Genomic DNA, 24,767 nt, shown 5'->3' with positions numbered 1-24,767 from the left:
GAGGACGCAATGACCGATTTCGACGATCGCCGCCGCGGCGAGGAAGCCAAGTTCGCGATGGACGAGAACACCGCGTTCCGCGTCGCCGCGCGCCGCAACCGGCTGCTCGGCCACTGGGCCGCCGAGAAGATGGGCCTCACCGCCGAGGAAACCGACGCCTACGCCAAGGCGGTGGTCCAGGCCGATTTCGAGGAAGCGGGCGACGAGGACGTGATCCGCAAGGTGCTGGGCGACCTCACGCAGGCGGGCTGCGACTGCGACGAAGCGGCAGTCCGCACCGCGCTCGAGGAAAAGACCGTCGAGGCGCGCCGCCAGCTGATGAGCGAGAGCTGAGCGGATGCCGATGGCCGCAGCCGATATCGTCGCGCTCATCGAAGGCGCGCTTCCCGGCGCGGTCGTGGAGATGCGCGATCTTGCCGGCGACAACGACCACTGGGCGGCGCATGTCGTCGCCCCGCAGTTTGCTGGCCAGAGCCGGGTCCAGCAGCACAAGCTCGTTTACGAGGCGCTGGGCGAGCGGATGGGGGGCGAGCTCCACGCCTTGCAACTGACGACCGCCGTGCCCAACTGACCAGCGCACAAACGCTTCAACTTACGGGAATTCGGCCATGTCCGACGTGAACCAGCGCCTCACCGACATCGTCAGCCAGAACGACGTCGTCCTCTTCATGAAGGGCACCCCGCTCTTCCCGCAATGCGGCTTTTCGAGCCGAGCGGTGGCGATCCTCGATCATTGCGGCGTCGGCTACGAAAGCGTCGACGTGCTGCAGGACATGGAAGTGCGCCAGGGCATCAAGGCCTTCAGCGACTGGCCGACGATCCCCCAGCTCTACGTCAAGGGCGAGTTCGTGGGCGGCAGCGACATCATGATGGAGATGTACGAGGCCGGCGAACTGCAGACCCTGATGGACGAGAAGAACGTCGCCAAGGCTGGCTGACCCGGCGTCGACCGACAAGCAAGAAACCCGTCCGGCTGGGTAGGCCGGACGGGTTTTTCGTTGGGGTTCGCTTGGGTCGGGGAGGCAGGACCTTGGGAGACTGACGTCCCGCCTCGTTTGGAAGACCGTTTGGGTACCTCACACTGTGCAACCCGCGTGCCAGTTTAGCAAAAGCGCCGAATTGCGCGGGCACGATGGTTAAGGGCGGCTTAGCACACACCTGCTTTGTAAGAAATTCCGACACGCCGCCCGCGCATTTCGGTCTTGGCAAGCAACCGGCGCAGGCGCAGGGTTGCCGGCAATGAGCGAAACCGAACAGCGCACCTCGATCCCAGCGGCCACCGTCGTCGTGTTCCGCAACGCCGCCGACGGCGGCCCGCCCGAAATCCTGATGACCGTGCGTGCCAAGGCGATGACCTTTGCCGGCGGCATGGCGGTGTTTCCCGGCGGACGGCTCGACAATGCCGACCGCGACCTCGCGGCGCGCCTCGGCAGCGACGACGAGGACGAGACCGCCCATCGCATCGCTGCGGTGCGCGAGGCTCTGGAGGAAACCGGCCTTGCCGTTGGCATCGCCCAGCAGCCGACCGCCGACGAGGTACGCCGCGCGCGCGAACTCCTGCTCGAAAGCGGCGCACTCGCACCGGTCCTCGAGGCGATGGGCTGGACGCTGGAACTCGACCGGATCGTGCCCTTCGCGCGGTGGAACCCACGCAACGAGCGCATCCCGCGCATCTTCGACACGCGGTTCTACCTCGCCGATCTCGGCACCGGAGCGGTCGAACTCGAGATCGACGATACCGAGACCACGCACCTGTTCTGGACGACCGCCGCGGGGGCGCTCGAAGCGGCCGACCGCGGAGAGCTCGCGCTGATCTTCCCCACCCGCCGCAATCTCGAACGCCTCGCCGGCTTCGCATCCTACGCCGAAGCGCGCGCGCAGGCCGAAGCCATCCCGGTGCGCACGATCACGCCCTGGATGGAAGATCGCGGCGGGGAGACCTGGCTGCGTATCCCGTCCGATGCCGGGTATCCCGTCGACAGCGAGCCGCTAACCAGCGTCGCGCGCGGATAGCGTTCACCCTCGCGCCGGAGCGAACAGGCCGCAGGGATCGTTCACGACGAGCGCGCTGTCGTCGCGGGCCAGCGCGAGCAGCGTCAGCCGCCCTTCGCGCGCACGCCCTATGGCGAGGCTCGAAGGCGCGCTGATCGTCGCCAGCATCGGGATACCTGCCCGCACCGTCTTCTCGACGAGTTCCTGGCTGCACCGCGCCGACAGGAGGACGAAACCGTCCGTATGGTCCAGGCCCTCGCGCGCCAGTGCGCCGATCAGCTTGTCGAGTGCGTTGTGGCGGCCCACGTCCTCGCGCACGCAAAGGATTTCGCCGTCCGGGCTGCAGAAGGCCGCCGCATGGGCTGCCCCGGTTGCCCGCCCAAGCGGCTGGCGATCCGACAACGTGCGTAAGCCCCGGTACACCGCGGCCGCATCCGCGCGAGGCGGGGCGGAAACGGGCTCCAGCGGCGCGAGCGCGGCGGCGATCGATTCGATGCCGCAAATGCCGCATCCGCTTTCCGAAACCCGGCTGCGTGCCCGCTCCAGCACCCGCGGCAGGCTCCGCGCCGGAAGGTTGGCGCGAGCGAGCCAGCCCCCGTCCAGCGGCAGGATATCGACGGCGTCGATCTCGCCTCTGTCCGCCAGCCCCTCGCCGATCGAGAAGCCGACGACGAAATCCTCCAGGTCGACCGGGGTCGCCATCATCACGGCATAGCCGATGCCGTTGAACTCGATCCCCACCGGCGCCTCGACCGGGACGACCCTCGCGCGGTCCTCGATCACTCCGTCCGCGAACCGCAATTCGCGCAAGGAGTGGGTCTCGCCGCCTGCGCCTAGGGCTGCCCCCGTCTCCAGCGCCGCGAGGGCAGCGGGCGTGTTCACGTTGACCGGCGGCGGTCCGGGGAGCGGGACGACACGCGCATCGCTCGCTTTCAGCCACGAGCGGACCGAACGATGGCCCGCGAGAAGATGCTGTTCGAGATCGTCGGCGAGCGCCGCGGGCCAGAGCCCGAACAACCAGTGTCCGTCCACAACTGCCGGCAGCTCGCCGCCGAGCAGGCCGGCAAGACCGTCCGGCACCGGATGGCTGTCGACCGGCGCGGTAAGCACCGAGTCGAAGCCGTGATCGCGCGCATGGACGAGCGCGGCGCACAGGCCACCCAGCGGCCCCAACCCGTCAGCGGGGCGATCGGTCAGCGCGAGTGCACAGCGACGGTCGGCGTCGGGCCCGCAGACCACGACGTCGGCGCACGTCGTCCGCAGCGCCTCCAGCGTGTGATCCAGCAAGCTTCTGCCCCGCCACAAGGCGACCGCCTTGTCGCTGCCGAACCGGCTGCTCCGCCCGCCGGCGAGCGCGGCCCCAAGGATGCGTCGCACCCCCGCGGTCATGTCCGATCGGGGATCAAGGTGTCGGAATGCGTCATGAAATGGCGTTTAGACATCGGCGAGGACTTTCCAAGCGGCCATCGGACCCATACCCTTCGGGCAGGAGAGAACGCATCGCGCTAAGCTGCGTTGTACCAATGCATAACGACGACGTGGAGACAGCGGATGGCGGGCGACAAGACCAAGACGAACGGCGACCTTCCGCACTCCCCCGGTCCCGCGGGCGGATGGGGCTCGATGAAGGGCATCGCCAGCATCTACGGCGAGACCTGGGCATCGCCCGGCGCGCTCGACAGCCTGCGTCGGTTGAACAAGCCCAAGGGCGTCATGTGCATGTCGTGCGCCTGGCCCAAACCGGCGAACTACTCCGCCTTCGAATTCTGCGAAAACGGCGCCAAGGCGACGATGTGGGAACTGACGAAGGACCGCTGCACCCCGGGCTTCTTCGCCGCCAGCGGCCATACGGTGCGCGAACTGCGCAGCTGGTCGGACCATGAACTCGAGAAGTCCGGCCGCCTCACCCACCCGATGAAGTACGATGCGTCTTCTGACCGCTATCTGCCGATCGAATGGGATGCCGCGCTCGCCGAAATCGGCGCGACGCTGCGCGAGTTGCCGCGCGAGGACGTGGTCTTCTACGCCTCGGGCCATGCGGGGCTGGAGGCGAGCTATCTCTATGCCCTGCTCGCTCGCGCCTACGGCAACAACAACCTGCCGCAGAGCAGCAACATGTGTCACGAGACGACCTCGGTCGGCCTCACCAAGGTCATCGGATCGCCGGTAGGCACGGTGACGTTCGACGATCTCGCGCAGACCGATTGCTATTTCTACTTCGGCCAGAACCCCGGCACCAATTCGCCGCGTTTCCTCCACAACCTCAAGGACCTGAAGGACCGCGGAGGAAAGATCGTCACCTTCAATCCGGTGATCGAGCAGGGCCTCGTCTCGTTCGTCGACCCGCAGAATCCGCTGGCGATGATGACGGGCAAGGAGACGATCATATCCGATCAGTACCACCAGTTGAAGGCGGGCGGCGACGTCGCGGCGATCCTGGGCCTGTGCAAGGTCGTGGTCGAGGCCGACGACGCGGCGAAGGCGGCCGGCGAGGCCGAGGTCATCGACCACGCGTTCATCGAACAGCACACGACCGGGTTCGACAGCTTCATCGCCTGCTGCCGCGACGCGCAGTGGTCCGACATCGAGGCGGCCAGTGGCCTGACCGAAGCGGCCCTGCGGCGGGCGGCGCAGGTCTATATCGACGCCGACAAGACCATCGGCGTCTACGGCATGGGCTTCACCCAGCACACGCACGGCGCGCTCAACATCGCGATGATGGTCAACCTGTTGCTGCTGAAGGGCAATATCGGCCGGCCCGGCACCGGATGTTGCCCGGTGCGCGGCCATTCCAACGTGCAGGGCCAGCGCACGGTGGGCATTGCGGAAAAGGCGCATCTCGTCCCGCTCGATAAGCTGAAAGAGCTGTTCGACTTCGACCCGCCCACGACGGACGGGATGCACATCGTCGATGCGGTACAGGGCCTCATCGCGGGCAAGGTGCGCGGGTTCGTGTCGCTCGGCGGCAACCTCGTGCGCGCGGTGCCCGACCAGAAGCGGATGGAGGAAGGCTGGGCCGCGCAGGACCTCGTCGTCATGGTGTCGACCAAGCTCAACCGCAGCCACCTCCATCCGGCGAAGGCGACCTACATCCTGCCCTGCCTCGGCCGCTCGGAAACGGACGAGCAGGCCACCGGCAACCAGGCGGTCACGAGCGAGGACAGCTTTTCCATGATCAACGGGTCGATCGGCCACCGCTCGCCCGCGTCGGACCAGCTCAAGAGCGAGCTCGCGATCGTCGCCGGGATTGCCAAGGCGGCGCTCGATCCCAACCCCAGGATGAAATGGGACGAATGGACCGGCAATTACGCGCTTGTGCGCGATCTCATCGAGGCGACGTATCCCGACGATTTCAAGGACTTTAATAGGCGAATGTTCGACGCCGGCGGATTCTGGCGCGGCAACCCCGCCGCCGAACGGATCTGGAAGACCGATAGCGGCAAGGCCGTCATCACCACCCCGCCGCAGCTGACATCATTGGGGTTCGCGGACAAGCCGGGCCGCTATCGCCTGATAACACTGCGCTCCAACGACCAGTTCAACACCACCGTCTACGGCTATTCCGACCGCTTTCGCGGGATCGAGGGCACGCGCGACGTGGTGCTGATGAACCCCGAGGACATCGCCGAAGCCGGCCTGTCGGACGGAGACACGGTGCGTCTCGTCACCGATTACGACGCGGACAATGTGGAGCGACACCTCGGCGGGCTGAAGCTGGTTGCCTACAAGCTGCCGCGCGGCACGATCGCGGGCTACTACCCCGAATGCAACGTGCTGGTGCCCATCACGCACCACGACGAATTGTCGAAGACGCCCGCGTCCAAATCCATCCCCGTGCGGATCGAAGCGACCTGAACTCTCGCTACCCGGGGGAGGCAACCGCCTGGGTACGGTGGCCCTCCCCCGTCATCTCGTGCATCCGTCCGCCGAGGTCGGCCATGATGTACCATGTGCCCCCGGCCATGATGGCGAGCAGGCTGATCGAGAACAGCACCAGCAGCAGATCTTCGCGCGATTGCTTCCCTGAGAAACTGAGGTGGAGGAAGTCGAGCATGTGCGCGGCGATCTGCAGCACCGCCGCCGCACAGATCAGGCCGACTTTCCACGCGGTGGTCAGGTTCGACACTGCCGCGGCAAAGGCGCCCGCTGTCAGCGCCGCGCTGGCGACGAAGCCGGCGGCGTACTTGCGCAGTTCCTTGCCCGCCTGCTCGTCGGCATCGACCATGTCGGTGTTGGCTTCGGTCATGCGAGGGGCACCAGGAAAACGAGCGAGAAGATGCCGACCCAGATGAGGTCGAGGAAGTGCCAGAACACGCCGAGCATCGAAAGGCGGACCTTCACCGCGTCGTCGAGCCCGCGCTTCAGGACCTGGGCGGCCATCGCGCCGATCCACACGATACCGGCGAAGACATGGATGCCGTGAAGCCCCACGAGTGCCCAGTAGGCGCTCAGCCAGCCGCTTGCTTGCGGTACACCGCCCTTGCCCGCCTGCGTGGCAAAATCCCGGACCTCGAAGAACAGGAACGCACCGCCGAGCAGCGCACACAGCGCCAGGAACGCCAGCACCCGGTCCCGGCCATGCTCGTATTTCACCGCGAGCGACACGCCGGCATAGGCCGTGCCGCCCAGCAGCAGGAGCGCGGTCTGGATGGCGACGCTCCTGATGTCGAACAGGTCTTGCGGGCCGGGTCCGCCGGCAAGGCCGACCGGATCGAGGTACGATGCGTAGCTGGCGAACAGGATCCCGAAGATGACGAGATCGCTCATCACGAAGACCCAGAAACCGAAGACGGTCGTCTCGGCCTCGTCGTGCGCCTCGCCGTGGCCTTCGCCGAGGTTGAGGCCGGGATAGAGACCCTGATCGCTCATCCCGCGAACTCCGTGCAGTCGGGCACGCCGCGGTTGCGCGGGGTGCTTTCCTCGGCGCGCGTGATCGGCGCGGTCCGGGCCACGAACTCGCGGAACCGCCGGTCCTCGTCCTCCACGTCGGCGGCGGACACGATCCGGGGCTCGATCACCCGCATGCCGCGCCAAATCAGCAGCGCGGGGATCGCCAGGAACGCCGCGATCGCGAGCCACCAGATGTACCACACCATCGCGAAGCCCAGGGCGAAGGCCGCGGCCGCGATCAGCAGCCCGTGCGGGGTGTCGGCGGGCATTTCGATATCGACGTAGCGATCGGGCGCGCGCCACGGATCGCCCGCGCGCTTGCGCTCGCCCCAGTCGTCGCGGTCGGTAACCTGCGGGATGCACGGATACGTCCATTCGGGGACTGGCGCGGGCGACGACCATTCCAGCGTCGCGCCGTTCCATGGATCGCCGCCCGGCACCGACAGCGCCTCGCGGTTGCGCCAGCTGACGAGGAAGGTCCACACAAGGCTCGCCAATGCGGCCAGCATCAGCAGCGCGCCGAGCCCGGCGGCGTACATCCACGGGAGGAATGCCGGGTCCTGGAACGTCGGCGATCGGCGCGGCAGGCCCATCAGGCCCATGACGTAGAGCGGCAGGAAGGCGAACACGAAACCCGCCACGAACAGCAGGGCCGTGCGGCGCCCCCACGTCTCGTCGAGGCGATAGCCGAACGCCTTGGGAAACCAGTAATGGATGCCCGCCAGCATCCCGTAGAGCACGCCCGGAATGATCACGTTGTGGAAGTGCGCCACCAGGAACGTGGAATTGTGCACCTGATAGTCGATCGACGGGTTGGCGAGGATGATGCCCGACATGCCGCCGATCACGAACAGCAGGAAGAAGCCGGTCATGTAAACGATCGGGGCGGTCATCCGCACCCGGCCGCGCCACATCGTCGCCATCCAGTCGTAGATCTTCACGCCCGTGGGGATGCCGATCAGCATCGTCGCGATACCGAACGCGATGTTGATGCCCGCGCTCTGCCCCATCGTGAAGAAGTGGTGCAGCCACACCGTGAAACTGATGACCGCGATGCTCATGCTGGCGATCACCAGCGAGGTGTATCCGTAGAGCTTCTTGCCCGAGAACGTGGAGCTGATCTCGGAGAACACGCCGAACGCGGGGAGGATCAGGATATAGACCTCCGGGTGGCCGAACATCCAGAACACGTTGGCGTAGTTCATCATGTTGCCGCCGGCGTCGTTCGTGAAGAAATGGAACCCGGCATAGCGGTCCAGCGCCAGCATGCTGCTCGACACGGTCAGCGCCGGCATGGCGTAGATCAGCATGATGGCGACGCACAGGCTGGTCCAGCAGAACAGCGGCATCCGCATGAAATGCATGCCCGGCGCGCGTTTCTTGAAGATCGTGACGGCGAAATTCATGCCCGTGAGCGTCGATCCCACCCCCGAGATCAGGATGGCCCACAGCCAGTAGTCCACCCCTTCCCCCGGGCTGAAGACCTTGCCGGTATAGGGCGGGTACATCGTCCACCCGCCGGTGCCGAACTTGCCGATCAGGAGCGAGATCATGACGAGCCCCGCCCCCGCCGCGGTGAGGCCGAGGCTGACCTGGTTGAGCACGGGAAAGGCCATGTCGCGCGCGCCCAGCTGCTGCGGCAGCACGAAGTTGATGAGCCCGATCAGCAGCGGCATCGCCACGAAGAAGATCATAATCGTGCCGTGCGTGCTGAACAGCTGGGCGAAGTGATCGGGCGAAACGAGTCCGGTTTCGGGCTGGTCCAGCGTGCCCATCGCCGTCGCCTGGTGCGCGCGCATCACCGCGCCCTCGATGATCCCGCGCGCCATCATCACGAGGCCGAGGACGATGTACATGATGCCGATCTTCTTCGCGTCGGGCGAGGTCAGACAGTCGCGGTAGAGCGGACCCCACCACCCCTTCCACGTCAGCACCGCGACCGCCGCGATCGCGCCGAGCACCAGCACGCTCGCGGCGCCGGCGCCCACGATCGTGCTGCTGTTCACCGTCTGCAGCAGATCGGTGTACGGGGTTACCGACCAGTCGAGCTTGCCGAAGACCGGACCGACGGGACGGCTCACGGATGCTTCCCGGTCGTACGGGCCGGCAGACCGATGCCGCCCCAAGTCGCCGACGCGCTGCCGCCCGCATGGTATTTGGCGACGATCGCATCGAACGCGTCGGGCCGGGCGAGCGCCATCATCAGCGGACCGCCGGCCCGCTCCAGCCCCAGGTCCTGCCGCGCATCGACCAGCACCGAGCGGCGGCGCAGCAGGGCGTAGGTCGCCTCGTCGAGCGCGGGACCGGTCTTTTCCTGCGCGCTCCAACGGGCGAAGTCTTGCGGGGCGAGCGCCCGAACGGCGAACTTCTGGCGGCCGAACCCGGTGCCGTTGAACTGCGTGTTCTCGCCCTCTGCCGTGCCCGGGCGGGTAGCGGAAAAGTCGAGCCGGGTGGTCATCCCCGGCATCGCATAGACCTGGCCGGTCAGCGGCGCGATCAGCAGGCTCTGCATGACGGTATCGGTGGTCAGCGTCAGGCGGACCGGGCGGCCGACCGGCACGGCCAGTTCGTCGACCGTGGCGATGCCCAGATCGGGGTAGATGAAGACCCATTTCCAATCGAGGCCGACCGCCTGCACACGGAGCGGATCGGCGCCGTTTGCGCGGTAGGGATCGAGTTTCGCCGTCGAATGCCACAGCCACACTGCCAGCATAGCGACCACCAGGACCGGCACGCCCCACAGCACGAACTCGAGCGGTTTCGAAAACTCCCACCGCGGGGCGTAGTCGCCCTTGGGCGCGGCATAGCGATAGCGCCAAAGGATCAGCGGAACGCCGACGAGGACCGGCAGGATCACGATCATGGTGATACCCACGACCCGGAGGAGATGGTTGGCCTGTTCCTCCGCCACCGGCCCCATTGGCTGCAGGAAACTTGCGGTGACTTGCGCCATCGCACCTAAGGGAAGCGCGCAGCAGGCCAGCACGCCTGTGACCGCGAGAATGCGCATCACCGAAGCGCTGCGAAAAGACGCCGTGATGCGCATTGCCCTCCCCGCCCGTTGTGGCGGCCCCTCGTTCGCCCGAGCGGCCAACTCGTCAAGCCAAAGTCGCCGACTGCTGCGATTTCAGGCGGCGCCCAGCCAAACCGCGGCGAGCGCGCAGGCGAAACTGGCGACCGTCGCCGCGGCGATCGGTGCCAGTGCCCGCCAGCCGAGCTTCATCATGAGCGACATGTCGGACCGCATCGCGGTGGCGATGACCGCGAACAGCAGCAGAGCCTTCGAACCCGCCATCGTGGCCTCGCGCACCGCCGTGGGCACCGCGCCCGTGCTGTTCACGAGAACCAGCACGACGAAGCCGACGATGAACCACGGCAACGCGGCCCTGCGCCACGCCGGGCGGGTCTCGCCTTCGGAAGGCCGCCCGACCCACAGCGCGACGAGGATCATGGCCGGACCGAGTAGCGCCACGCGCGACAGCTTGATGATGGTGGCTTCCGCGCCAGCCGCGTCGGAATAGGTGAAACCGCCGCCGATCGCCTGCGCGACGTCGTGGATGGACGCGCCGATCAGGAAGCCCGCCTGCCGGTCGCTCAGGCCGAGTTCTCCCGCCAGCGCCGGGTAGAGCGACATGGCGAGCGCACTTGCGAGGCTCACACCGACGAGCGTCAGCGCGAACTGCGCCTGGCTCAGGCGGTCGCGCCCGATGATGCCGTAGAGCGCCAGCGCCGCGCTCGCACCGCAGATCGCCGTCGCCCCGCCCGCCAGGATGCCGGCATAGCGCGACTGGCCCGCCATCGCGGCCCCGCCGAGACCGGCCACGAAAGTCGCGCCCATGATCCCGACGAGCGCCACGAACGGCCAGATCCCGAGCTGCGCGATCTGGGCGAGCGTGACCTGAAACCCCAGCATCACGATCCCCCAGCGCAGTCCCGACTGCGACAGCAGCTCGAGACCGGGGTGCACCTTGCGTTCCTGCGCCACGAAGTTGAGCGCGAGCCCGACGAGCAGACCGAGGAGGATGATGGGAAAGCCGTAATGTTCGGCAAGCCAGGCCGATGCCCCCGCCGCCACGCCAACCACGCCGAGGCCGGGAAGATACCGGACGATCGGTTCAGCCGGGCGCCGGACCGCCCGCTCCGAGCGGGCCAGCTCTGACGCGAGATACTGTTCTCCGTACAGATCGCCGCGGAACGCCTGCTCGACCGCGTCCCCGCGATCGGCGGCATTCAGGGGCGTTCTGTCCGACGGTGTCATATTGTGCTTTCTTTAGGCAACGTAGCCGGTATCGTGCAAGCCTGACAACGGTTCGGGATCGGGGAGAGAACGACATGGCCGACACGGTCGCTGACAACGGCGCAAATGACGGCGCGGATGGTGCGGGGCAGGAACGCCTGCGCAACTGGCTGATCGCCCTCCTGTTTTTCGGCACGATCATCAACTACGTCGACCGGCAGGTCCTCTCGCTCCTCAAGCCGACGATCTCGGCCGAGTACGGCTGGGGAGATGCCGAGTTCGCGCACTTCGCCTCCGCCAGCCAGCTTGCGGCCGCGGCCGCGCTGCTGTTCGTGGGCTGGGTCATCGACCGCTTCGGGGTGAAGCTCGCTTACGGCGCGGCGGTGGCGCTGTGGTCGGTCGCCGGGATGGCGCACGCGGTGGCGCAGACGGTGACCCAGTTCGTGTCCGCGCGCGTGGCGCTGGTCGCATTCGAATCGGTCAACACGCCCGCGGCGGTCAAGGCGGCGGCCGAATACCTGCCGCTGAAGCGGCGCACGATGGGCGTGGGCATCGTCAATACCGCGCCCAACCTCGGCAACATCATCGCCCCGCTCACGGTCGTGCCTTTCGCGCTGGCGTTCGGCTGGAAGACCGCCTTCGTCGTCACCGGCCTGCTCGGCTTCGTATGGCTGGCCTTCTGGATCGCGGGCACCCACCGCCTGCGTCCCCTGCCCCGCGTATCGGCCGAAGCCCCGGCGCGCGGTTCCACCTACGGCGAGGCTTTGTCGGACCGCAAGACATGGGCCATCGCCGGTGCCAAGGCCATCACCGACATGTTCTGGTGGTTCTTCACTTTCTGGCTGCCCGACCTGTTCAACAAAGTCTTCGACCTCGACCAGGGGGAACTCGTGGGGCCGACCGCGCTCGCCTTCTCGCTTGCCGCTCTCGGCGCGTTGACGGCGGGCCGCCTGTTCGGCTTTCTGCTCGGGAAGGGGCGTTCGGTGAACGCCGCGCGCAAGACCGGCATGCTGCTCTACGCGCTCGTCATCCTGCCCATTCCGCTCGCACTCACTGTGTCGAGCGCCTGGACCGCCGCGGCGATCATCGGGCTCGGCCTGTTCGCGCACCAGGGGTTCTCGACCAACATCTTCGGCTTCGCGGCCGACGCGATCCCTGCCCGGCGGGTGGCGACGGTAATGGCGATCGGCGCGATCGCGGGCAACATAGCCGGCTTCGGCATCCAGGAAGTGACCGGCCAGCTCCTCACCAGCGGGGTCGGCTATGCCCCGCTGTTCTGGTTCGCCGCCTTCGCCTATCTCGCCGCCCTGGCGTGGATCCACCTGCTGGTTCCGCGGATCGTGGCGGAAGATGAGACCGCGCCCACCTGACGCCAATGGCCCGGCAAGGCCGCCCGGAATGAAGAGACGGCCGCGGCGGGTGTCTCCTGCCGCGGCCGTACTCGTATCTCTCTTGCGCACCCGAGGGGCCGGGGCCGAAGCCCCGATGGTGGCCGCTAGAAGTTGACCCGTCCGGTCACGCCCCAGTACCGGTCCGCATCGCGCGGGATCTGATAGCGGTAGCTGCCGCCCGGTCCGCCGTTGACGATCGCCGCGGCGTAGGCCTTGTCGAAGATGTTGCGGACCTGGAACGTGATCCGCCAGACGTCGTCCACGTCGCCGAAACCGGCCGATGCATTGACGAGGCCGTAGGCCGGGATCGTTCCCAGCTGGCGCTGGACCGCGTTGGGGCTGAAGAGCGACAGCTGCTTCGACTGGTAGTTACCGTTGGCGCCCAGGAAGACGTCGACTGCCCCGCCCGTCCGCACGCGGTAGTCGGCTGCCAGCGCCCCCTTCCACTTCGGCGCGAAGCCGAGCGGCGTGCCCGGCGGAACGACGGCCGTGGCCGCGGCGCCCGGGGCGACGTTGAACTCGTCCACGTGGGCATCGGTATAGGCGACGCCGCCGGAGATCGTGAAATCGTCGAACGGCCGCCAGTTGAGGTCCACCTCCACGCCGCGAGTCGAAACGTCGCCCGCATTGGTGAAACGGGTGACGACCACGCCCGCCACGAGATCGGGGTTGTTCGCCTGGAAGTTGAAGTACTTCGCGTAGAAGGCGGCGAGGTTCAGCGTCATGCGTCCGCCGAACAGCGTGTTCTTGAGGCCGACCTCGTAGGCGTTCGAGGTTTCCGGATCGATCACGTTCGTGCCGGTCGCGGTCAGGTTGTAGAAGACGTTGTACGCCGGGCCCTTGTAGCCGCGGGTGTAGCTCGCATAGGCCATCACCGCATCGCTGACGTCGAACTGCACCGCGGCCTTGCCCGACAGGTTGTCGTTCTCGGTCTTGTCGGTGAAGATCGTCGTGGGCTGGCCGGTGCCGGTCGGCGTCGTCGGGAAGCTCGGCTGGATGCCCGGCCCGGCGAGCGTCGTGTTGCGGCTGTGGAACACGCTCAGTTCGTCATGGCTGTAGCGCAGGCCGCCGATGAGGCGCAGGGTGTCCGCGATGTTGAGCTTGACCTGGCCGAACGCCGCGTAATTCTTGAAGGTCGATCCGAAGTCGGCGACCCCGCTCGGGAACGTGGCGGGGTTGGCGAAGGCGCTGCCGCACGGGATCAGCACCCCGGTGGGCGCCCCGGCGCGTGCGGTGCAGACCACGTCGTCGCGCTGGAAGATGCGCTCCGACCGGGCGCGCGAGTAGTATAGGCCGAGCACGTAGTCGAGGAACTGATTGCCCGGCGAGGTCAGGCGGAATTCCTGCGTCAGCGTGTTGCTCTTCTGAGGGCCGATGTCGTGGAGCTGGTTGAAGCCGACGTAGGCCTGCGGCAGCCAGTCGCCGTCGCGCACTTCGGTGTTGTCGTACTTGCGATAGGCGGTGATGCTGGTCAGCGTCAGCGTGCCCACGTCGATGTCGGCCTGGCCCGACACGCCCCAGCCGGTTTCCTTCGTCCGGGTGATGAGGTTCTGGTTCACCGCCCGCGTATCTTCGTAAAGCGGGGTCGGCAGGACCGTGAAGGCTAGGTTCGAGGTCGTCGGCAGGACGGCGCCCGTCGCCGCGTTGATCGGCGGCGTGCCGATGATGTCGGCGCAGCAATCGTCGTCGTTCTTGTGATAGTCGGCGGCGAAGTACAGCCGCACGCCCGCGCCCGGATCGTAGAGCAGCTGGCCGCGCACGCCCTTGTGGTTGTAGCCGTTGACCAGCGTATCGTACGCGACGTTGCGGATGTTGCCGTCGTAGAAGCTGGAAAACCCGGTAAAGCGCGCGGCGAGATCCTGCGTAAGCGGAATGTTGACCGCCGCCTTCACGCGGTATTCGTTGCGATCGAAATAACTCGCCTCGACCGTGCCGCCGGGTTCGAACGTCGGCATCTTGGTGGTGACGTTGATCACGCCAGCGCTGGCGTTCTTGCCGAACAGGGTGCCCTGCGGCCCGCGCAGCACTTCCATCTGGGCGATGTCGACGAGGTCGCTGAACGCCTCGCCGGAACGGGCGTAGACGACGCCGTCGACCACGGTGGACACCGACGGTTCGCCCGCGATCGAGAAGGTCGCGGTGCCAACGCCGCGCAGGAAGATCGTCTGGTTGAGCGTCGTGCCGGATTTCGCGAAATTCAGCGAGGGAACGAGCTGTGCCGCGCTTTCGATCGAGGGACGCGAGGCCGTGTCGAGCGCTTCGCCGCTGAGCACGCTGACCGACAGGGGGATGTCCTGCAGGCTTTCGGTGCGCTTCTGCGCGGTGACGAGGATTTCGCCCGGAGCGGAATCTTCGGTCTGGGTCAGCGGGGCGGGCGGGGTCGCTTCCTGCGCCGCGACGGCCGACGGCGCGAAGGCCGCGAATCCGGCCCCGAACAGGCCCAGGGCGCTCGATGCGCGAAGCATGGATTTCATCATCTCTCTCCCACGTTTTCGCCAGCGAAACCAATCGCATGGCGAAAATGACCGCGCGGCTCCGGGCCTAATAAGGCCCGCCGCTTGGTGCTTGATTTGCGAAAACGCCGCCGATATGTCAAGCGGTGTCACATCGAGACATCGGGAGTGCGGCTTTCGGGCGACAGCTCCACGGAAAACGGGACGGGATGGCGCTGAAACTGGAAATTGACGCCGATTCTGACGGGTTCGCGCTGCATTTCGGCGGCAGGATCGTCCTGCGCCATTCACCCTCCTGTCCTGCGGTGGCCATCGCCCGCGGCGCACCCACCGTGGAGATGGTGCGCGGCAATTTCCGGATCGAGGATGCCCCGCAGGAGCGGCGCGACCTGACAGAATGGCGTTTGGTGGATGGCGGGATCGAGTTCGATGAAATTCGGCTCTCCTGGGATGCCGAATTCATCACGGTCACTGCCGAAAATTCGGCGATCGACCGCTTGTGGGTTCGCTTCCATGCCGAACCGGGCGAAACCGTGTGGGGCGGCGGGGAGCAGATGAGCTATCTCGCCCTCACCGGCCGCCGCTTCCCGATGTGGACAAGCGAGCCCGGCGTCGGCCGCGACAAGTCGACCGAGCTGACCCGCCGGATGGATGCCGACGGAATGGCGGGCGGCGATTACTGGACGACCAACTATCCGCAGCCGACTTTCCTCACCTCGCGCTGGCTGGCGGTACACCTCGATGCCGCCTGCTACAGCGCGATGGATTTCACCGACCCCGCCCGGCACGAGGTGGAGGTCTGGTCGAACACCGCGCACTTCCAGGTCTTCGCCGCCGATGGGCCGAAACCGCTCGTTTCCGCGCTCGCCGACCGGTTCGGCAAGCAGCCGCCGCTTCCCGACTGGGCGATCGTTGGAGCGATCGTCGGGCTCAAGTCCGGGGCGAGCAGCTTCGACCGGCTCGATGCGTTCGTCGATGCCGGCGCGGCGGTCTCGGGTTTGTGGTGCGAGGATTGGGCCGGGATCCGCGAAACCAGCTTCGGCCGGCGCCTGTTCTGGGACTGGCAGGTCGGCGCGCGGAGCGCCGAGCGATACCCCGGTCTCGACGCCCGCATAGCGGACCTCGCGGCGCGCGGGATCGCGTTCATGGCCTATGCCAACCCCTACCTGTCGAACGACGCCGACCTGTTCGCGGAAGCGGCGGCGGGCGGCCATTTTTGCCTCCGCCGCGACAGCGACGAGGTCTACCTCGTGGATTTCGGGGAGTTCGACTGCGGCGTCGTTGACTTTACCCGGCCCGAGACCCGCGACTGGTTCGCCGAGCGCATCCTGGGCCGCGAAATGCTCGACCGCGGGATCATGGGCTGGATGGCGGATTTCGGCGAATACCTGCCGACCGACGTGCGCCTCGCCGACGGGAGCGACCCGATGGAGGCACACAACCGCTGGCCGGTCCTGTGGGCCGAAGTGAACGCCGCTGCATTGGAAAGCCGCGGTAAGACCGGCGAGGCCGTGTTCTTCATGCGCGCGGGTTTCTCCGGCGTGCAGGCGCACTGCCCGCTGCTGTGGGCGGGTGACCAGTCGGTAGATTTTACCCGCCACGACGGCATCGGCACGGTCATCACGGCGGCACTCAGCGCGGGTCTGGTCGGCAACGCCTACAGCCATTCCGACTGCGGCGGCTACACCTCGCTCCACGGCAACGTGCGGAGCGGGGAACTGATGCAGCGCTGGTGCGAACTCGCCGCATTCGCGCCGGTCATGCGCAGCCACGAGGGCAACCGGCCGGACGACAACCTGCAATACGACAGCACGCCCGAACTCCTCGCCACCTTCGCCCGGTGGAGCCGAGTCCATGCCGCCCTCGCCCCCTATGTCCGCGCGCTGAGCGACGATGCGGCGGAAAGCGGCCTGCCCCTACAGCGCCCGCTGTTCCTGGAATACCCGGGCGATCCGGCGCTGTTTGCGGTGCAGGACCAGTATCTCTACGGCTCCGACATGCTTGTGGCCCCGGTGATCGAGGAAGGCGCGACGTCGCGGACGGTGATCCTGCCGGGCGACGCGCCGTGGCGGCACGTGTGGACGGGCGAGGATTTCGCGCCCGGCACCCACACCGTGTCCGCCCCGATCGGAAGGCCGCCGGTGTTCTATCGCCCGGACAGTCCGCACGCTGCGGTGTTCGCCGACTTGCCGCAGGCGCTGGCGGGATGAGCGAGCGGGCCAACATCCGCGACGTCGCCGCGCGCGCCGGGGTGGCGGTGAAGACGGTCAGCCGCGTGCTCAACGGCCACCCCTATGTCAGCGCCGACATGCGCGAACGGGTCGAGACGGCGATGCGCGATCTCGATTATCGCCCCAGCGTGGCGGCGCGCATCTTGTCGGGCGCGAAGTCGAACCAGATCGCGCTGATCTACGACAATCACAGCCCCTACTACATGTTCCAGATCCAGAAGGGCTGCTGGGACGTGTGCCACGAGAAGGGCATCCGCCTGCTCGCCCAGCCGGTCGATATCGACGATCCCGACGTCGGCGAGCAGGTGCGCGGGCTGATTTCCGAGACCCATGTCGACGGCATCGTTTTGTCCAGCCCGGTGACCGACTGCGAGCCGGTGCTGCGCGTGCTCGACACGCTCGACATCCCGTTCGTGCGCATCTCGCCCGGCACCAACCATGCGCTCACCAGCAGCGTGTTCATGGACGACGCGCAGGCCGCCGACGACATGACGACCCATCTCATCAACCACGGCCACCGGCGCATCGGGTTCGTGAAGGGCCACCCCAACCACATGGCGAGCGAGGAGCGGCTTTACGGCTATCGCAAGGCGCTGGAACGCGCCGGTATCGCCTACGAGCCCGCGCTGGTGCTCGACGGGACATTCGATTTCGACAGCGGCGTGGCGGCGGCAGCCGCTCTGCTCGACCTCGCCCATCCGCCCACCGCCATCTTCGCGGCCAACGACGACATGGCCGCCGGCGTGCTGGCCGAAGCGCACGCGCGCGGGATCGACCTGCCCGGCGCGCTGTCGGTCGGCGGCTTCGACGATACCACGCTCGCGCGCACCGTCTGGCCGCCGCTGACGACGATCCACCAGCCGATGGCCGAGCTCGCTCGGACCGCGGCCGAAATCCTCATCGCGGGCGGCGAGACCCAGCACCGCCGCCTGCCCCACCAGCTTGTCGAGCGCGTATCGGTCGCGCCGCCTTCCCGGAGAATTGCATGAGCCAGCTTCCCGCCCCGCCTGCCAGCCGCACGCTGGGCACCAGCGACATCGCGATCTCGCCGATCGCGTGGGGCATGTGGCGCCTCGCCGAAGGTAGCCGCAGCAGGGCCGATGCGGCAGCGCTGGTCCATGCCGCGCTCGACGCCGGGATCACCCTGCTCGACACCGCCGACATCTACGGCTTCGACGGGACAGGTGGTTTCGGCGACGCCGAAGCGCTGCTGGGCGAGGTTCTGGCCGCCGATCCGGGTTTGCGGGACAAGATGGTGCTGGCGACCAAGGGCGGGATCATGCCGCCGCTGCCGTACGACCAGTCGCGCAGCTACCTGACGGAAGCGCTCGACAAGTCGCTGGCGCGGGTGAAGGTCGATACGGTGGACCTCTACCAGATCCACCGCCCCGACCTGCTGGCGCATCCGCAGGAAGTCGCCCGCACGCTCGAGGATGCGGTCTCGGCCGGGAAGGTCCGCACGCTCGGCGTGTCGAACTTCACGCCCGCGCAGATCGATGCGCTGGCGCATTTCTTGACGGTTCCGCTCGTCAGCACCCAGCCCGAAATCAGCCCGTTGCGGATAGATTGTTTCGAGAACGGCGAGCTCGACCAGGCGATGCGGATGGGGCTGACCCCGCTGGCGTGGTCGCCGCTGGGCGGCGGGGCGCTGATCTCGCCAAAGGGCGCGCGCGATATCGCGGTGGCGACCGAGCTCGACCGCATCGCCGGCGAACAGGGCGTCAGTCGCAGCGTAGCGGCCTACGGCTGGCTGATGGCGCACCCGGCGGGCATCGTCCCCATCGTCGGTTCGCAGAACGCCGAACGCATCGCGGAGGCCACACAGGCGCTTGAAATGCGCTGGACCCGGCAGGATTGGTACGCGGTGCTCGTCGCCGCCAGAGGAGCACCCATGCCATGACGACGAACCCCGGCCAACCATGCGAGATCGCGTGGTTTTCCGCGCTGTGCGACGACGACTACGAATTCCTCGGCGTTCCCGATCCGCAGCTCCAGTCGAGCTGGGAGCATTGTCGCAACATCGTGCTGCGCGCGGAGGAAGGCGGGTTCGACAACGTGCTGCTGCCGTCGGGCTATCAGCTCGGGCTCGACACCACGGTCTTCGCCGCCGCGATCGCGCCGATGCTGACCCGCATGAAGCTGCTGTGGGCGACCCGCATCGGCGAGGACTGGCCGCCCCAGCTCGCGCGCCGGATCGCCACGCTCGACCGTATTCTCGGGCCGAACGCCGCGGGGACGGCCGGGCGGCTGAACGTCAACATCATCTCCTCCGACATGCCCGGCCAGTCGATGCCCGGTGGCCCGCGCTATGGCCGCGCGACCGAGGTGATGAAGATCGTCCGACAGCTCCTCAACGGGGAAAGCATCGACCACCAGGGCGAGCACTACCAGCTCACGCTCGACCCGCCGCGGATCACCACGATCAGTGGCAAGTGCCCGCCATTCTACTTCGGCGGCCTTAGCCACGAAGCGCGCGAGTGCGCCGCGGAGGCGTGCGACGTCTATCTCATGTGGCCCGACACGATGGACAAGGTGCGCGAGAACATCGCCGACCTGACCGCGCGTGCCGCCAGTTACGGCCGCACGCTCAAATTTGGTTACCGCGTCCACGTGATCGTGCGCGAGACCGAGGACGAGGCGCGCGCCTATGCCGACCGCCTGCTGTCGAAGCTCGATGACGAGAAGGGCCGCGCAATCCGCGAGGCGTCGCTCGACGCGAAGAACTACGGCGTCCAGCGGCAGGCCGAACTGCGCGGCGCGGCGGACGGCGACGGCTTCGTGGAAGAGAACCTGTGGACCGGCATCGGGCGCGCGCGTTCCGGCTGCGGAGCGGCGATCGTCGGAAATCCCGACCAAGTGTTGGCGAAGCTGCGCGCCTACCAGGCCGAAGGGATCGAGGCTTTCATCCTGTCGGGTTACCCCCACATGCAGGAATGCGACTTGTTCGCCCGCCACGTTCTGCCCCACATCGAACACGGACCGCTGAGCTTCGACTGACGTCTTGACCGATCCCGCCCCCCTCTACGACCTTGCCGTGATCGGCGGCGGGGTAAACGGCTGCGGCATCGCCCGCGATGCGGCCGGCAGGGGCGCGCGCGTGCTGCTGCTGGAGGCCGGCGACCTCGCCAGCGGCACGTCGTCGAAGTCGACCAAGCTGATCCACGGGGGCCTGCGCTACCTCGAACACTACGAGTTCGGCCTCGTGCGCGAGAGCCTGAAGGAGCGCGAGGTCCTGCTCGGGATCGCGCCGCATATCGCCTGGCCGATGCGCTTTGTGCTGCCCTACGTCGACGGCCTGCGCCCGCGCTGGCTGCTGCGCGCGGGGCTGTTCCTCTACGACCACATCGGCGGCCGCAAGCGCCTGCCGGCCACGAAGACGATCGACCTGACGCGGCACGTCGCAGGCGCGCCGCTGAAGCCGGAATTCACGAGCGCCTTCGCCTATTCCGATTGCTGGGTGGATGACGCGCGGCTGGTGGTCCTCAACGCCCGCGACGCTGCCGACCGCGGCGCCGAGGTCCGCACGCGCTGCCCGGTCACCGCATTGCGGCGCGCCGGTGCTCACTGGGCGATCGAAGCCGGCGGCACGACGTTTCTCGCCAAGGCCATCGTCAACGCCGCGGGGCCGCACGTGCTCGACGTGCTGGAGGGCAGCGACCTCCGCCCCGACCGCAAGATGCGGCAGGTGCGCGGATCGCACATCGTCGTGCGCCGTAAGTTCGATCATCCGTTCGCCTATTTCTTCCAGCTGCCCGACGGACGCATCTTCTTCGCCATCCCCTACGAGTGCGCCTTCACCCTGATCGGCACGACCGACGCCGACCACCACGGCGGGCCGGTGGAGGCGAGCGCGGAGGAGATCGCCTACCTGTGCGAGGGGGCGAGCCGCTTCTTCCGCGAGCCGGTGGAGCCGGCGGACGTCGTGTGGACCTATGCCGGTGTTCGCCCGCTGGTCGACGACGGATCGGGCAAGCCCGAGGCGGCGACGCGCGGGTACGAGCTCGATCTTTCGGACGAAGACGCGGGCGCGCCGATCCTCACCGTCTATGGCGGGAAAATCACGACCTATCGCCATCTCGCCGAAGAAGCTGTCGACAAGCTCGCTGGCCGGCTGCCGGTGCTGACCAGCGACGGGTGGACGGGCACCGCCGCGCTTCCCGGGGGCGATTTCCCGGTCGAGGGGGCGCCCGCGCTCGAAGCGCGCTTCGCCCGCGAATTTCCTACGTTCGCCGAGCACGCGTACCGCATCGTGCGCGCCTACGGCACCGCGGCGTTCGAGATCTTCGCCGGCGATACCGGCCGCGATTTCGGCCACGGCCTGTGCGAGGCCGAAGTGCGCCACCTGATTACCCGTGAATGGGCGCGCTCCGCCGAAGACGTGCTGTGGCGGCGTACCAAGCTGGGCCTGCGGTTCTCGTCCGAGGAAGCGCTGGCGCTCGACCAATTCATCCGGCAGGAGGCCGCAATATGACCACCCGTATCGTCGGCATCGGCGGCACCGTCCATCCGGGCAGCTCGACCGAGCAGGCCCTCGCCCTCGCCCTCGCAGTCGCGGCGGACGCGGGCGCCGAAACCACCATGTTCGGCGGGGAGTACCTGCGCGCGCTGCCGCACTACCGCGGCGAAGGCTACGGCATCGAGGACGGCGCCGAACTGGTCGAGGCGGTGCGCCAGGCCGACGGGCTTATTATCTCGGCCCCCGGCTACCACGGCAGCATTTCGGGCCTGCTCAAGAACGCGCTCGATTATCTCGAAGACCTGGCGAAGGACGAGCGCCCCTATCTCGACGGGCGCGCGGTGGGCCTGATCGCGACCGCTTACGGCGACCAGGCGACGATGAGCACTCTCCTGACCATGCGATCGGTGGTCCATGCCCTGCGCGGCTGGCCGACCCCGATGGGCGCGACGGTGCGGGTGTACCACGGCCTGTTCTCGCCCGACGGCGAATGCCTGGAAGACCGTGCGCGGATGCAGATCGAACTCGTCGGGCGGCAGACCTTCCGCGGCGCCTGCGCGCTGTCGCTGGCGGGGAACCGGGAATGAGCGGCGAGCTGCAGGCCGCGCTGGACGCGCTGGCGGCGGGCGAGACGATCGTCCTCACCGGCGACCGGCTGCGCGGCGGGGACATCGACTTCTGCGTCGCGGCGAGCCGCATCACGCCCGAAGCGGTCAATTTCATGGCCACCCACGGCCGCGGTCTCGTGTGCCTTGCACTCACGCCCGCCCGCGCGGTGCGGCTCGGCATCGAGCTCATCAACCCCGGGCGCGAGCACCAGTCGGGGCGGCCCCACGGCCGCTCGATCGAGGCGGCGAGCGGGGTATCGACCGGCATCTCGGCGGCCGACCGCGCGCACACGATCGCCGTCGCGGCGGCCGATGGCGCGACCGCCAGCGACATCGTCTCGCCCGGCCACGTCTTCCCGCTGATCACGGCGGAGGGCGGCGTGCGCGAACGCCCCGCTGCGGCCGAAGCGGCGGTCGAACTGTGCCGCCTGGCCGGGGTGGGCGACGCGGCGGTCATCTGCTCGATCATGCGCGACGACGGCGAAATGGCCCGCCTCGACGACATCGGCAACCTCGTTGCCGAGCACGGCCTCACTGTCGCCTCGCTCGACCGCCTGCTCGAACGCGAAGTTTAGACGGGTCTCTCTTTCAGGCGTTCGCGTCGCTTTCCTCGACGAAGGGTCGCAGCATCGAACGCACATCGACCCGCGCCTTCAGCCGGGCGGCGAGGAGCGCGGTGCCGCTGACCTTGCGCTGCACGAACAGAACGTCGCTGGGCGGCAGGTGCCACGTCGCGCGGTCCTGCGCGATGGCCATACCTTCGTCGCGCAGTACGCCCACGAACCGGCGATCGCCGAAATCGAAGGGTCCGTCCCGGTTCATTTCGCCGAGGATGATGTCGATCATGCGGTCCACTCGGTCGCCGTGCCGTTCGATCGCGCCCGGGCCGATGAAGCCCGCCGCCAGCGCCGCCTCGCGCACGCCGGTGCGATCCCCGGCGAGGCCAGCCTCCAGCAAACGCCGATAACCTTCTACCGTCGCCGGCTCGACCGTTCGCGCCGCGCCGAAGTCGAGCAGGACGAGACGCCCGGTGTCCGCCTGCCAGCGGTAGTTGGCGAAGTTGGGATCGGTCTGCATCGTGCCGAACTCGAACAGCTCGCGCAGCACGAGCCCGATCAGCGTCCGCATGGCGGCGTCGCGGGTCTCCTGCGGGGCGGTTTCCAGCGTTTCGATCGGCGCGCCTTCCACGAATGTCATTGCGAGCACCCGGTCGGTCGTGAACTCGGGCACGAGTTCGGGCACGACCACCCCCGGTTCGCCTGCCAGCAGCCTGCCGAACAGCTGCATCTGCGCGCCCTCGCGGCGGTAGTCGGCTTCCTCGGCCAGCTGGCGCTTTGCCGCTTCGAGCAATGGCGCGATGTCGAGCTCGCGCGGCAGCAGGCCGGACACGCGCAGCAGGGTCGCCACGTTGTCGACATCGGCATCGATGCTTTCGCGCACGCCCGGGTACTGCACCTTGATCGCGAGCGTCCGCCCGTCGAGCGTGACGGCGCGGTGAACCTGCCCGATCGAGGCCGCCGCCATCGGGCGCGGCTCGAACCGGCGGAAGCGCGTGCGCCAGTCCTTGCCCCATTCGCGGGCCAACACCTTTTGCAGCTGGTCGGGCCGCATATGGTGGGCGTTCTCGCGCAGGCGGGCCATGATCTCGGCCAGTTCGGGCGGCAGCATGTCGCCCGCGTCCATCGAGATCATCTGGCCGAGCTTCATCGCCGCACCGCGCAGATGCGACAGGCGATCGGCCACCCGCCCTACGTTGCGCGGGGTGAGCAGCATGTCGCGGAGCTGGGGGCGCTCGCCTTCGGCCATGCGGCGCGCCCCTTCTGCCAGGACGCCGCCCACGATGCCGCCCGCCAGCCGTCCGAAATGGCCGAGGCGCGAGAATCGCCCGCTCGGCACCGAACGGCCGCGCCCGGTCCAGTCTCCGCTGTCGTCTCCGCCGCTGTCGTCGTCGCTCATCGCTTCACCACCCCATGCTTCCCGGTACGCCCTTGAAGGGACCGGCATAGCGGCTGGTGATCCAGCCGCCGTAGAACTGGCCGGGCTGCGGCACCGCGATCTCGCCGTCGACGCTGCACCGGTCGAACGGGCCGGCGTAGAAGGCGACATGATCGCGCAGCGACGCAAAGGCGCGTGTGGGATCGGGATAGCTCCACCCGACCCGCGGCAGGACGATGTCGCCCAGCACGACATCCCAGTAGACGGCATGCCCCTTCCATTCGCAGAACGATCCGCCGCTTGCGCGCTGCAGCACTCCGGGCGCGATGTCGGCGGGCGGAATGTAGTAGCTGGGAGGATGGCTCGTCTCGAGGGTGCGGACGGTGCCGTTGCTGTCGGCGACGACCCGGCCCGCGTGCTCGATCCGGACGTGCGCGGAGGTCGGTTCCGCGATGGCGGGGCGCGGGAAAGCCCACACGCTTTCCTGGCCCGGCGCGGCGGGGAGCGGTCGGGGTCTCACGCCGCCAGCCCGGCGGGGGCGGGGTCGCGATCGGAACGGTTCTCGGTCATCCCC

Annotated in this window: 22 protein-coding genes; 13 read left to right on the top strand and 9 right to left on the bottom strand. The window is 67.9% G+C overall.

Features of this window, described 5'->3' with window-relative positions; all coding sequences use genetic code 11:
- Positions 1 to 9 precede the first annotated feature (9 nt).
- The 4 genes from D4766_RS10350 to D4766_RS10335 all read left to right on the top strand — a co-directional run bounded on the left by D4766_RS10350 (position 10) and on the right by D4766_RS10335 (position 2,013).
- Entirely contained in the window at positions 10 to 333 is a 324-nt protein-coding gene (locus tag D4766_RS10350; protein ID WP_120717386.1) for a DUF1476 domain-containing protein, read from the top strand.
- A 4-nt stretch (positions 334 to 337) separates the two neighbouring features.
- On the top strand, positions 338 to 571 hold the full coding sequence (locus tag D4766_RS10345) for a BolA/IbaG family iron-sulfur metabolism protein (protein WP_120717385.1): 234 nt from the start codon (positions 338 to 340) through the stop codon (positions 569 to 571).
- 37 nt (positions 572 to 608) lie between these two features.
- Positions 609 to 938 carry a Grx4 family monothiol glutaredoxin gene (grxD, locus tag D4766_RS10340; RefSeq protein WP_120717384.1) on the top strand — a complete coding sequence of 110 codons (330 nt, stop codon included), beginning with the start codon at positions 609 to 611 and terminating at the stop codon, positions 936 to 938.
- 301 nt (positions 939 to 1,239) lie between these two features.
- A complete protein-coding gene (locus tag D4766_RS10335; protein ID WP_120717383.1) occupies positions 1,240 to 2,013 on the top strand; it encodes an NUDIX hydrolase in 774 nt (257 codons plus the stop codon).
- Positions 2,014 to 2,016: 3 nt separating this feature from the next.
- On the opposite strand, the gene fdhD is transcribed toward D4766_RS10335, so the two are convergent.
- Positions 2,017 to 3,369, bottom strand: coding sequence for a formate dehydrogenase accessory sulfurtransferase FdhD (fdhD, locus tag D4766_RS14075; protein ID WP_162935742.1), 1,353 nt, complete (start codon positions 3,367 to 3,369; stop codon positions 2,017 to 2,019).
- A 174-nt stretch (positions 3,370 to 3,543) separates the two neighbouring features.
- Here fdhD and D4766_RS10325 point away from each other — a divergent pair, with 174 nt between their 5' ends.
- Positions 3,544 to 5,847 (top strand): FdhF/YdeP family oxidoreductase, encoded by a 2,304-nt coding sequence (locus tag D4766_RS10325; RefSeq protein ID WP_120717381.1) that lies wholly within the window; start codon positions 3,544 to 3,546, stop codon positions 5,845 to 5,847.
- 7 nt (positions 5,848 to 5,854) lie between these two features.
- Here D4766_RS10325 and D4766_RS10320 read toward each other — a convergent pair whose 3' ends face one another.
- The 5 genes from D4766_RS10320 to D4766_RS10300 all read right to left on the bottom strand — a co-directional run bounded on the left by D4766_RS10320 (position 5,855) and on the right by D4766_RS10300 (position 11,140).
- Positions 5,855 to 6,238, bottom strand: coding sequence for a cytochrome C oxidase subunit IV family protein (locus D4766_RS10320; RefSeq protein WP_120717380.1), 384 nt, complete (start codon positions 6,236 to 6,238; stop codon positions 5,855 to 5,857).
- Positions 6,235 to 6,861: a cytochrome c oxidase subunit 3 gene (locus D4766_RS10315; protein WP_120717379.1), complete on the bottom strand. Its 627-nt coding sequence runs from the start codon at positions 6,859 to 6,861 to the stop codon at positions 6,235 to 6,237. Before D4766_RS10315 ends, D4766_RS10320 begins: the two co-directional genes overlap by 4 nt.
- Complete coding sequence (locus D4766_RS10310; protein ID WP_120717378.1) at positions 6,858 to 8,963, bottom strand: cbb3-type cytochrome c oxidase subunit I; 2,106 nt, start codon at positions 8,961 to 8,963, stop codon at positions 6,858 to 6,860. The genes D4766_RS10315 and D4766_RS10310 overlap by 4 nt, the downstream gene beginning before the upstream one ends.
- A complete protein-coding gene (locus tag D4766_RS10305) occupies positions 8,960 to 9,892 on the bottom strand; it encodes a cytochrome c oxidase subunit II (protein ID WP_120717377.1) in 933 nt (310 codons plus the stop codon). Before D4766_RS10305 ends, D4766_RS10310 begins: the two co-directional genes overlap by 4 nt.
- A 117-nt stretch (positions 9,893 to 10,009) precedes the next feature.
- The gene (locus D4766_RS10300) at positions 10,010 to 11,140 is read right to left on the bottom strand and encodes a YeiH family protein (RefSeq protein ID WP_120717376.1); all 1,131 of its coding nucleotides are present in this window, start codon (positions 11,138 to 11,140) and stop codon (positions 10,010 to 10,012) included.
- Positions 11,141 to 11,214: 74 nt separating this feature from the next.
- Between D4766_RS10300 and D4766_RS10295 the strand changes: the two genes are divergently transcribed.
- Positions 11,215 to 12,489, top strand: a complete 1,275-nt coding sequence (locus D4766_RS10295; protein WP_120717375.1) for an MFS transporter — start codon at positions 11,215 to 11,217, stop codon at positions 12,487 to 12,489.
- Positions 12,490 to 12,614: 125 nt separating this feature from the next.
- Here the strand turns inward: D4766_RS10295 and D4766_RS10290 are convergent, their stop codons facing one another.
- Positions 12,615 to 14,984 (bottom strand): TonB-dependent receptor, encoded by a 2,370-nt coding sequence (locus tag D4766_RS10290; protein WP_234024772.1) that lies wholly within the window; start codon positions 14,982 to 14,984, stop codon positions 12,615 to 12,617.
- Positions 14,985 to 15,172: 188 nt separating this feature from the next.
- Between D4766_RS10290 and D4766_RS10285 the strand changes: the two genes are divergently transcribed.
- From D4766_RS10285 to D4766_RS10255, 7 genes are read left to right on the top strand one after another with little or no spacing between them, the layout of a single operon-like run.
- Positions 15,173 to 17,173 (top strand): alpha-glucosidase, encoded by a 2,001-nt coding sequence (locus D4766_RS10285; protein WP_120717373.1) that lies wholly within the window; start codon positions 15,173 to 15,175, stop codon positions 17,171 to 17,173.
- The gene (locus D4766_RS10280; RefSeq protein ID WP_120717372.1) at positions 17,170 to 18,183 is read left to right on the top strand and encodes a LacI family DNA-binding transcriptional regulator; all 1,014 of its coding nucleotides are present in this window, start codon (positions 17,170 to 17,172) and stop codon (positions 18,181 to 18,183) included. Before D4766_RS10285 ends, D4766_RS10280 begins: the two co-directional genes overlap by 4 nt.
- Entirely contained in the window at positions 18,180 to 19,094 is a 915-nt protein-coding gene (locus D4766_RS10275; RefSeq protein WP_120717371.1) for an aldo/keto reductase, read from the top strand. Before D4766_RS10280 ends, D4766_RS10275 begins: the two co-directional genes overlap by 4 nt.
- Positions 19,091 to 20,191 carry an LLM class flavin-dependent oxidoreductase gene (locus D4766_RS10270; RefSeq protein ID WP_120717370.1) on the top strand — a complete coding sequence of 367 codons (1,101 nt, stop codon included), beginning with the start codon at positions 19,091 to 19,093 and terminating at the stop codon, positions 20,189 to 20,191. Before D4766_RS10275 ends, D4766_RS10270 begins: the two co-directional genes overlap by 4 nt.
- Before the next feature lie 4 nt (positions 20,192 to 20,195).
- The gene (locus D4766_RS10265; protein WP_120717369.1) at positions 20,196 to 21,665 is read left to right on the top strand and encodes a glycerol-3-phosphate dehydrogenase; all 1,470 of its coding nucleotides are present in this window, start codon (positions 20,196 to 20,198) and stop codon (positions 21,663 to 21,665) included.
- Positions 21,662 to 22,237 (top strand): NADPH-dependent FMN reductase, encoded by a 576-nt coding sequence (locus D4766_RS10260; protein WP_120717368.1) that lies wholly within the window; start codon positions 21,662 to 21,664, stop codon positions 22,235 to 22,237. The genes D4766_RS10265 and D4766_RS10260 overlap by 4 nt, the downstream gene beginning before the upstream one ends.
- Complete coding sequence (locus D4766_RS10255) at positions 22,234 to 22,833, top strand: 3,4-dihydroxy-2-butanone-4-phosphate synthase (protein ID WP_120717367.1); 600 nt, start codon at positions 22,234 to 22,236, stop codon at positions 22,831 to 22,833. Before D4766_RS10260 ends, D4766_RS10255 begins: the two co-directional genes overlap by 4 nt.
- 13 nt (positions 22,834 to 22,846) lie before the next feature.
- Here the strand turns inward: D4766_RS10255 and D4766_RS10250 are convergent, their stop codons facing one another.
- The gene (locus D4766_RS10250; protein ID WP_120717366.1) at positions 22,847 to 24,214 is read right to left on the bottom strand and encodes an ABC1 kinase family protein; all 1,368 of its coding nucleotides are present in this window, start codon (positions 24,212 to 24,214) and stop codon (positions 22,847 to 22,849) included.
- A 4-nt stretch (positions 24,215 to 24,218) separates the two neighbouring features.
- Positions 24,219 to 24,713, bottom strand: coding sequence for a DUF427 domain-containing protein (locus D4766_RS10245; RefSeq protein ID WP_120717365.1), 495 nt, complete (start codon positions 24,711 to 24,713; stop codon positions 24,219 to 24,221).
- Positions 24,714 to 24,767: the final 54 nt, after the last annotated feature.

This window comes from Tsuneonella amylolytica (genome assembly GCF_003626915.1).
Classification (GTDB): Bacteria; Pseudomonadota; Alphaproteobacteria; order Sphingomonadales; family Sphingomonadaceae; genus Tsuneonella; species Tsuneonella amylolytica.
Note: the sequence above shows the minus strand (reverse complement) of the source record. Positions and strands in the feature narration are given on the sequence as shown.

Excerpts from the sequence above, each read along its gene's own strand:
- D4766_RS10345 (WP_120717385.1), top strand. The coding sequence starts at position 338 with ATGCCGATGGCCGCAGCCGATATCGTCGCGCTCATCGAAGGCGCGCTT.
- D4766_RS10320 (WP_120717380.1), bottom strand. The coding sequence starts at position 6,238 with ATGACCGAAGCCAACACCGACATGGTCGATGCCGACGAGCAGGCGGGC.
- D4766_RS10255 (WP_120717367.1), top strand. The coding sequence starts at position 22,234 with ATGAGCGGCGAGCTGCAGGCCGCGCTGGACGCGCTGGCGGCGGGCGAG.
- grxD (WP_120717384.1), top strand. The coding sequence starts at position 609 with ATGTCCGACGTGAACCAGCGCCTCACCGACATCGTCAGCCAGAACGAC.
- D4766_RS10305 (WP_120717377.1), bottom strand. The coding sequence starts at position 9,892 with ATGCGCATTCTCGCGGTCACAGGCGTGCTGGCCTGCTGCGCGCTTCCC.
- D4766_RS10315 (WP_120717379.1), bottom strand. The coding sequence starts at position 6,861 with ATGAGCGATCAGGGTCTCTATCCCGGCCTCAACCTCGGCGAAGGCCAC.
- D4766_RS10350 (WP_120717386.1), top strand. The coding sequence starts at position 10 with ATGACCGATTTCGACGATCGCCGCCGCGGCGAGGAAGCCAAGTTCGCG.
- D4766_RS10270 (WP_120717370.1), top strand. The coding sequence starts at position 19,091 with ATGACGACGAACCCCGGCCAACCATGCGAGATCGCGTGGTTTTCCGCG.
- D4766_RS10295 (WP_120717375.1), top strand. The coding sequence starts at position 11,215 with ATGGCCGACACGGTCGCTGACAACGGCGCAAATGACGGCGCGGATGGT.
- D4766_RS10260 (WP_120717368.1), top strand. The coding sequence starts at position 21,662 with ATGACCACCCGTATCGTCGGCATCGGCGGCACCGTCCATCCGGGCAGC.
- D4766_RS10280 (WP_120717372.1), top strand. The coding sequence starts at position 17,170 with ATGAGCGAGCGGGCCAACATCCGCGACGTCGCCGCGCGCGCCGGGGTG.
- D4766_RS10335 (WP_120717383.1), top strand. The coding sequence starts at position 1,240 with ATGAGCGAAACCGAACAGCGCACCTCGATCCCAGCGGCCACCGTCGTC.
- D4766_RS10290 (WP_234024772.1), bottom strand. The coding sequence starts at position 14,984 with ATGAAATCCATGCTTCGCGCATCGAGCGCCCTGGGCCTGTTCGGGGCC.
- D4766_RS10275 (WP_120717371.1), top strand. The coding sequence starts at position 18,180 with ATGAGCCAGCTTCCCGCCCCGCCTGCCAGCCGCACGCTGGGCACCAGC.
- D4766_RS10300 (WP_120717376.1), bottom strand. The coding sequence starts at position 11,140 with ATGACACCGTCGGACAGAACGCCCCTGAATGCCGCCGATCGCGGGGAC.
- D4766_RS10250 (WP_120717366.1), bottom strand. The coding sequence starts at position 24,214 with ATGAGCGACGACGACAGCGGCGGAGACGACAGCGGAGACTGGACCGGG.
- D4766_RS10325 (WP_120717381.1), top strand. The coding sequence starts at position 3,544 with ATGGCGGGCGACAAGACCAAGACGAACGGCGACCTTCCGCACTCCCCC.
- D4766_RS10285 (WP_120717373.1), top strand. The coding sequence starts at position 15,173 with ATGGCGCTGAAACTGGAAATTGACGCCGATTCTGACGGGTTCGCGCTG.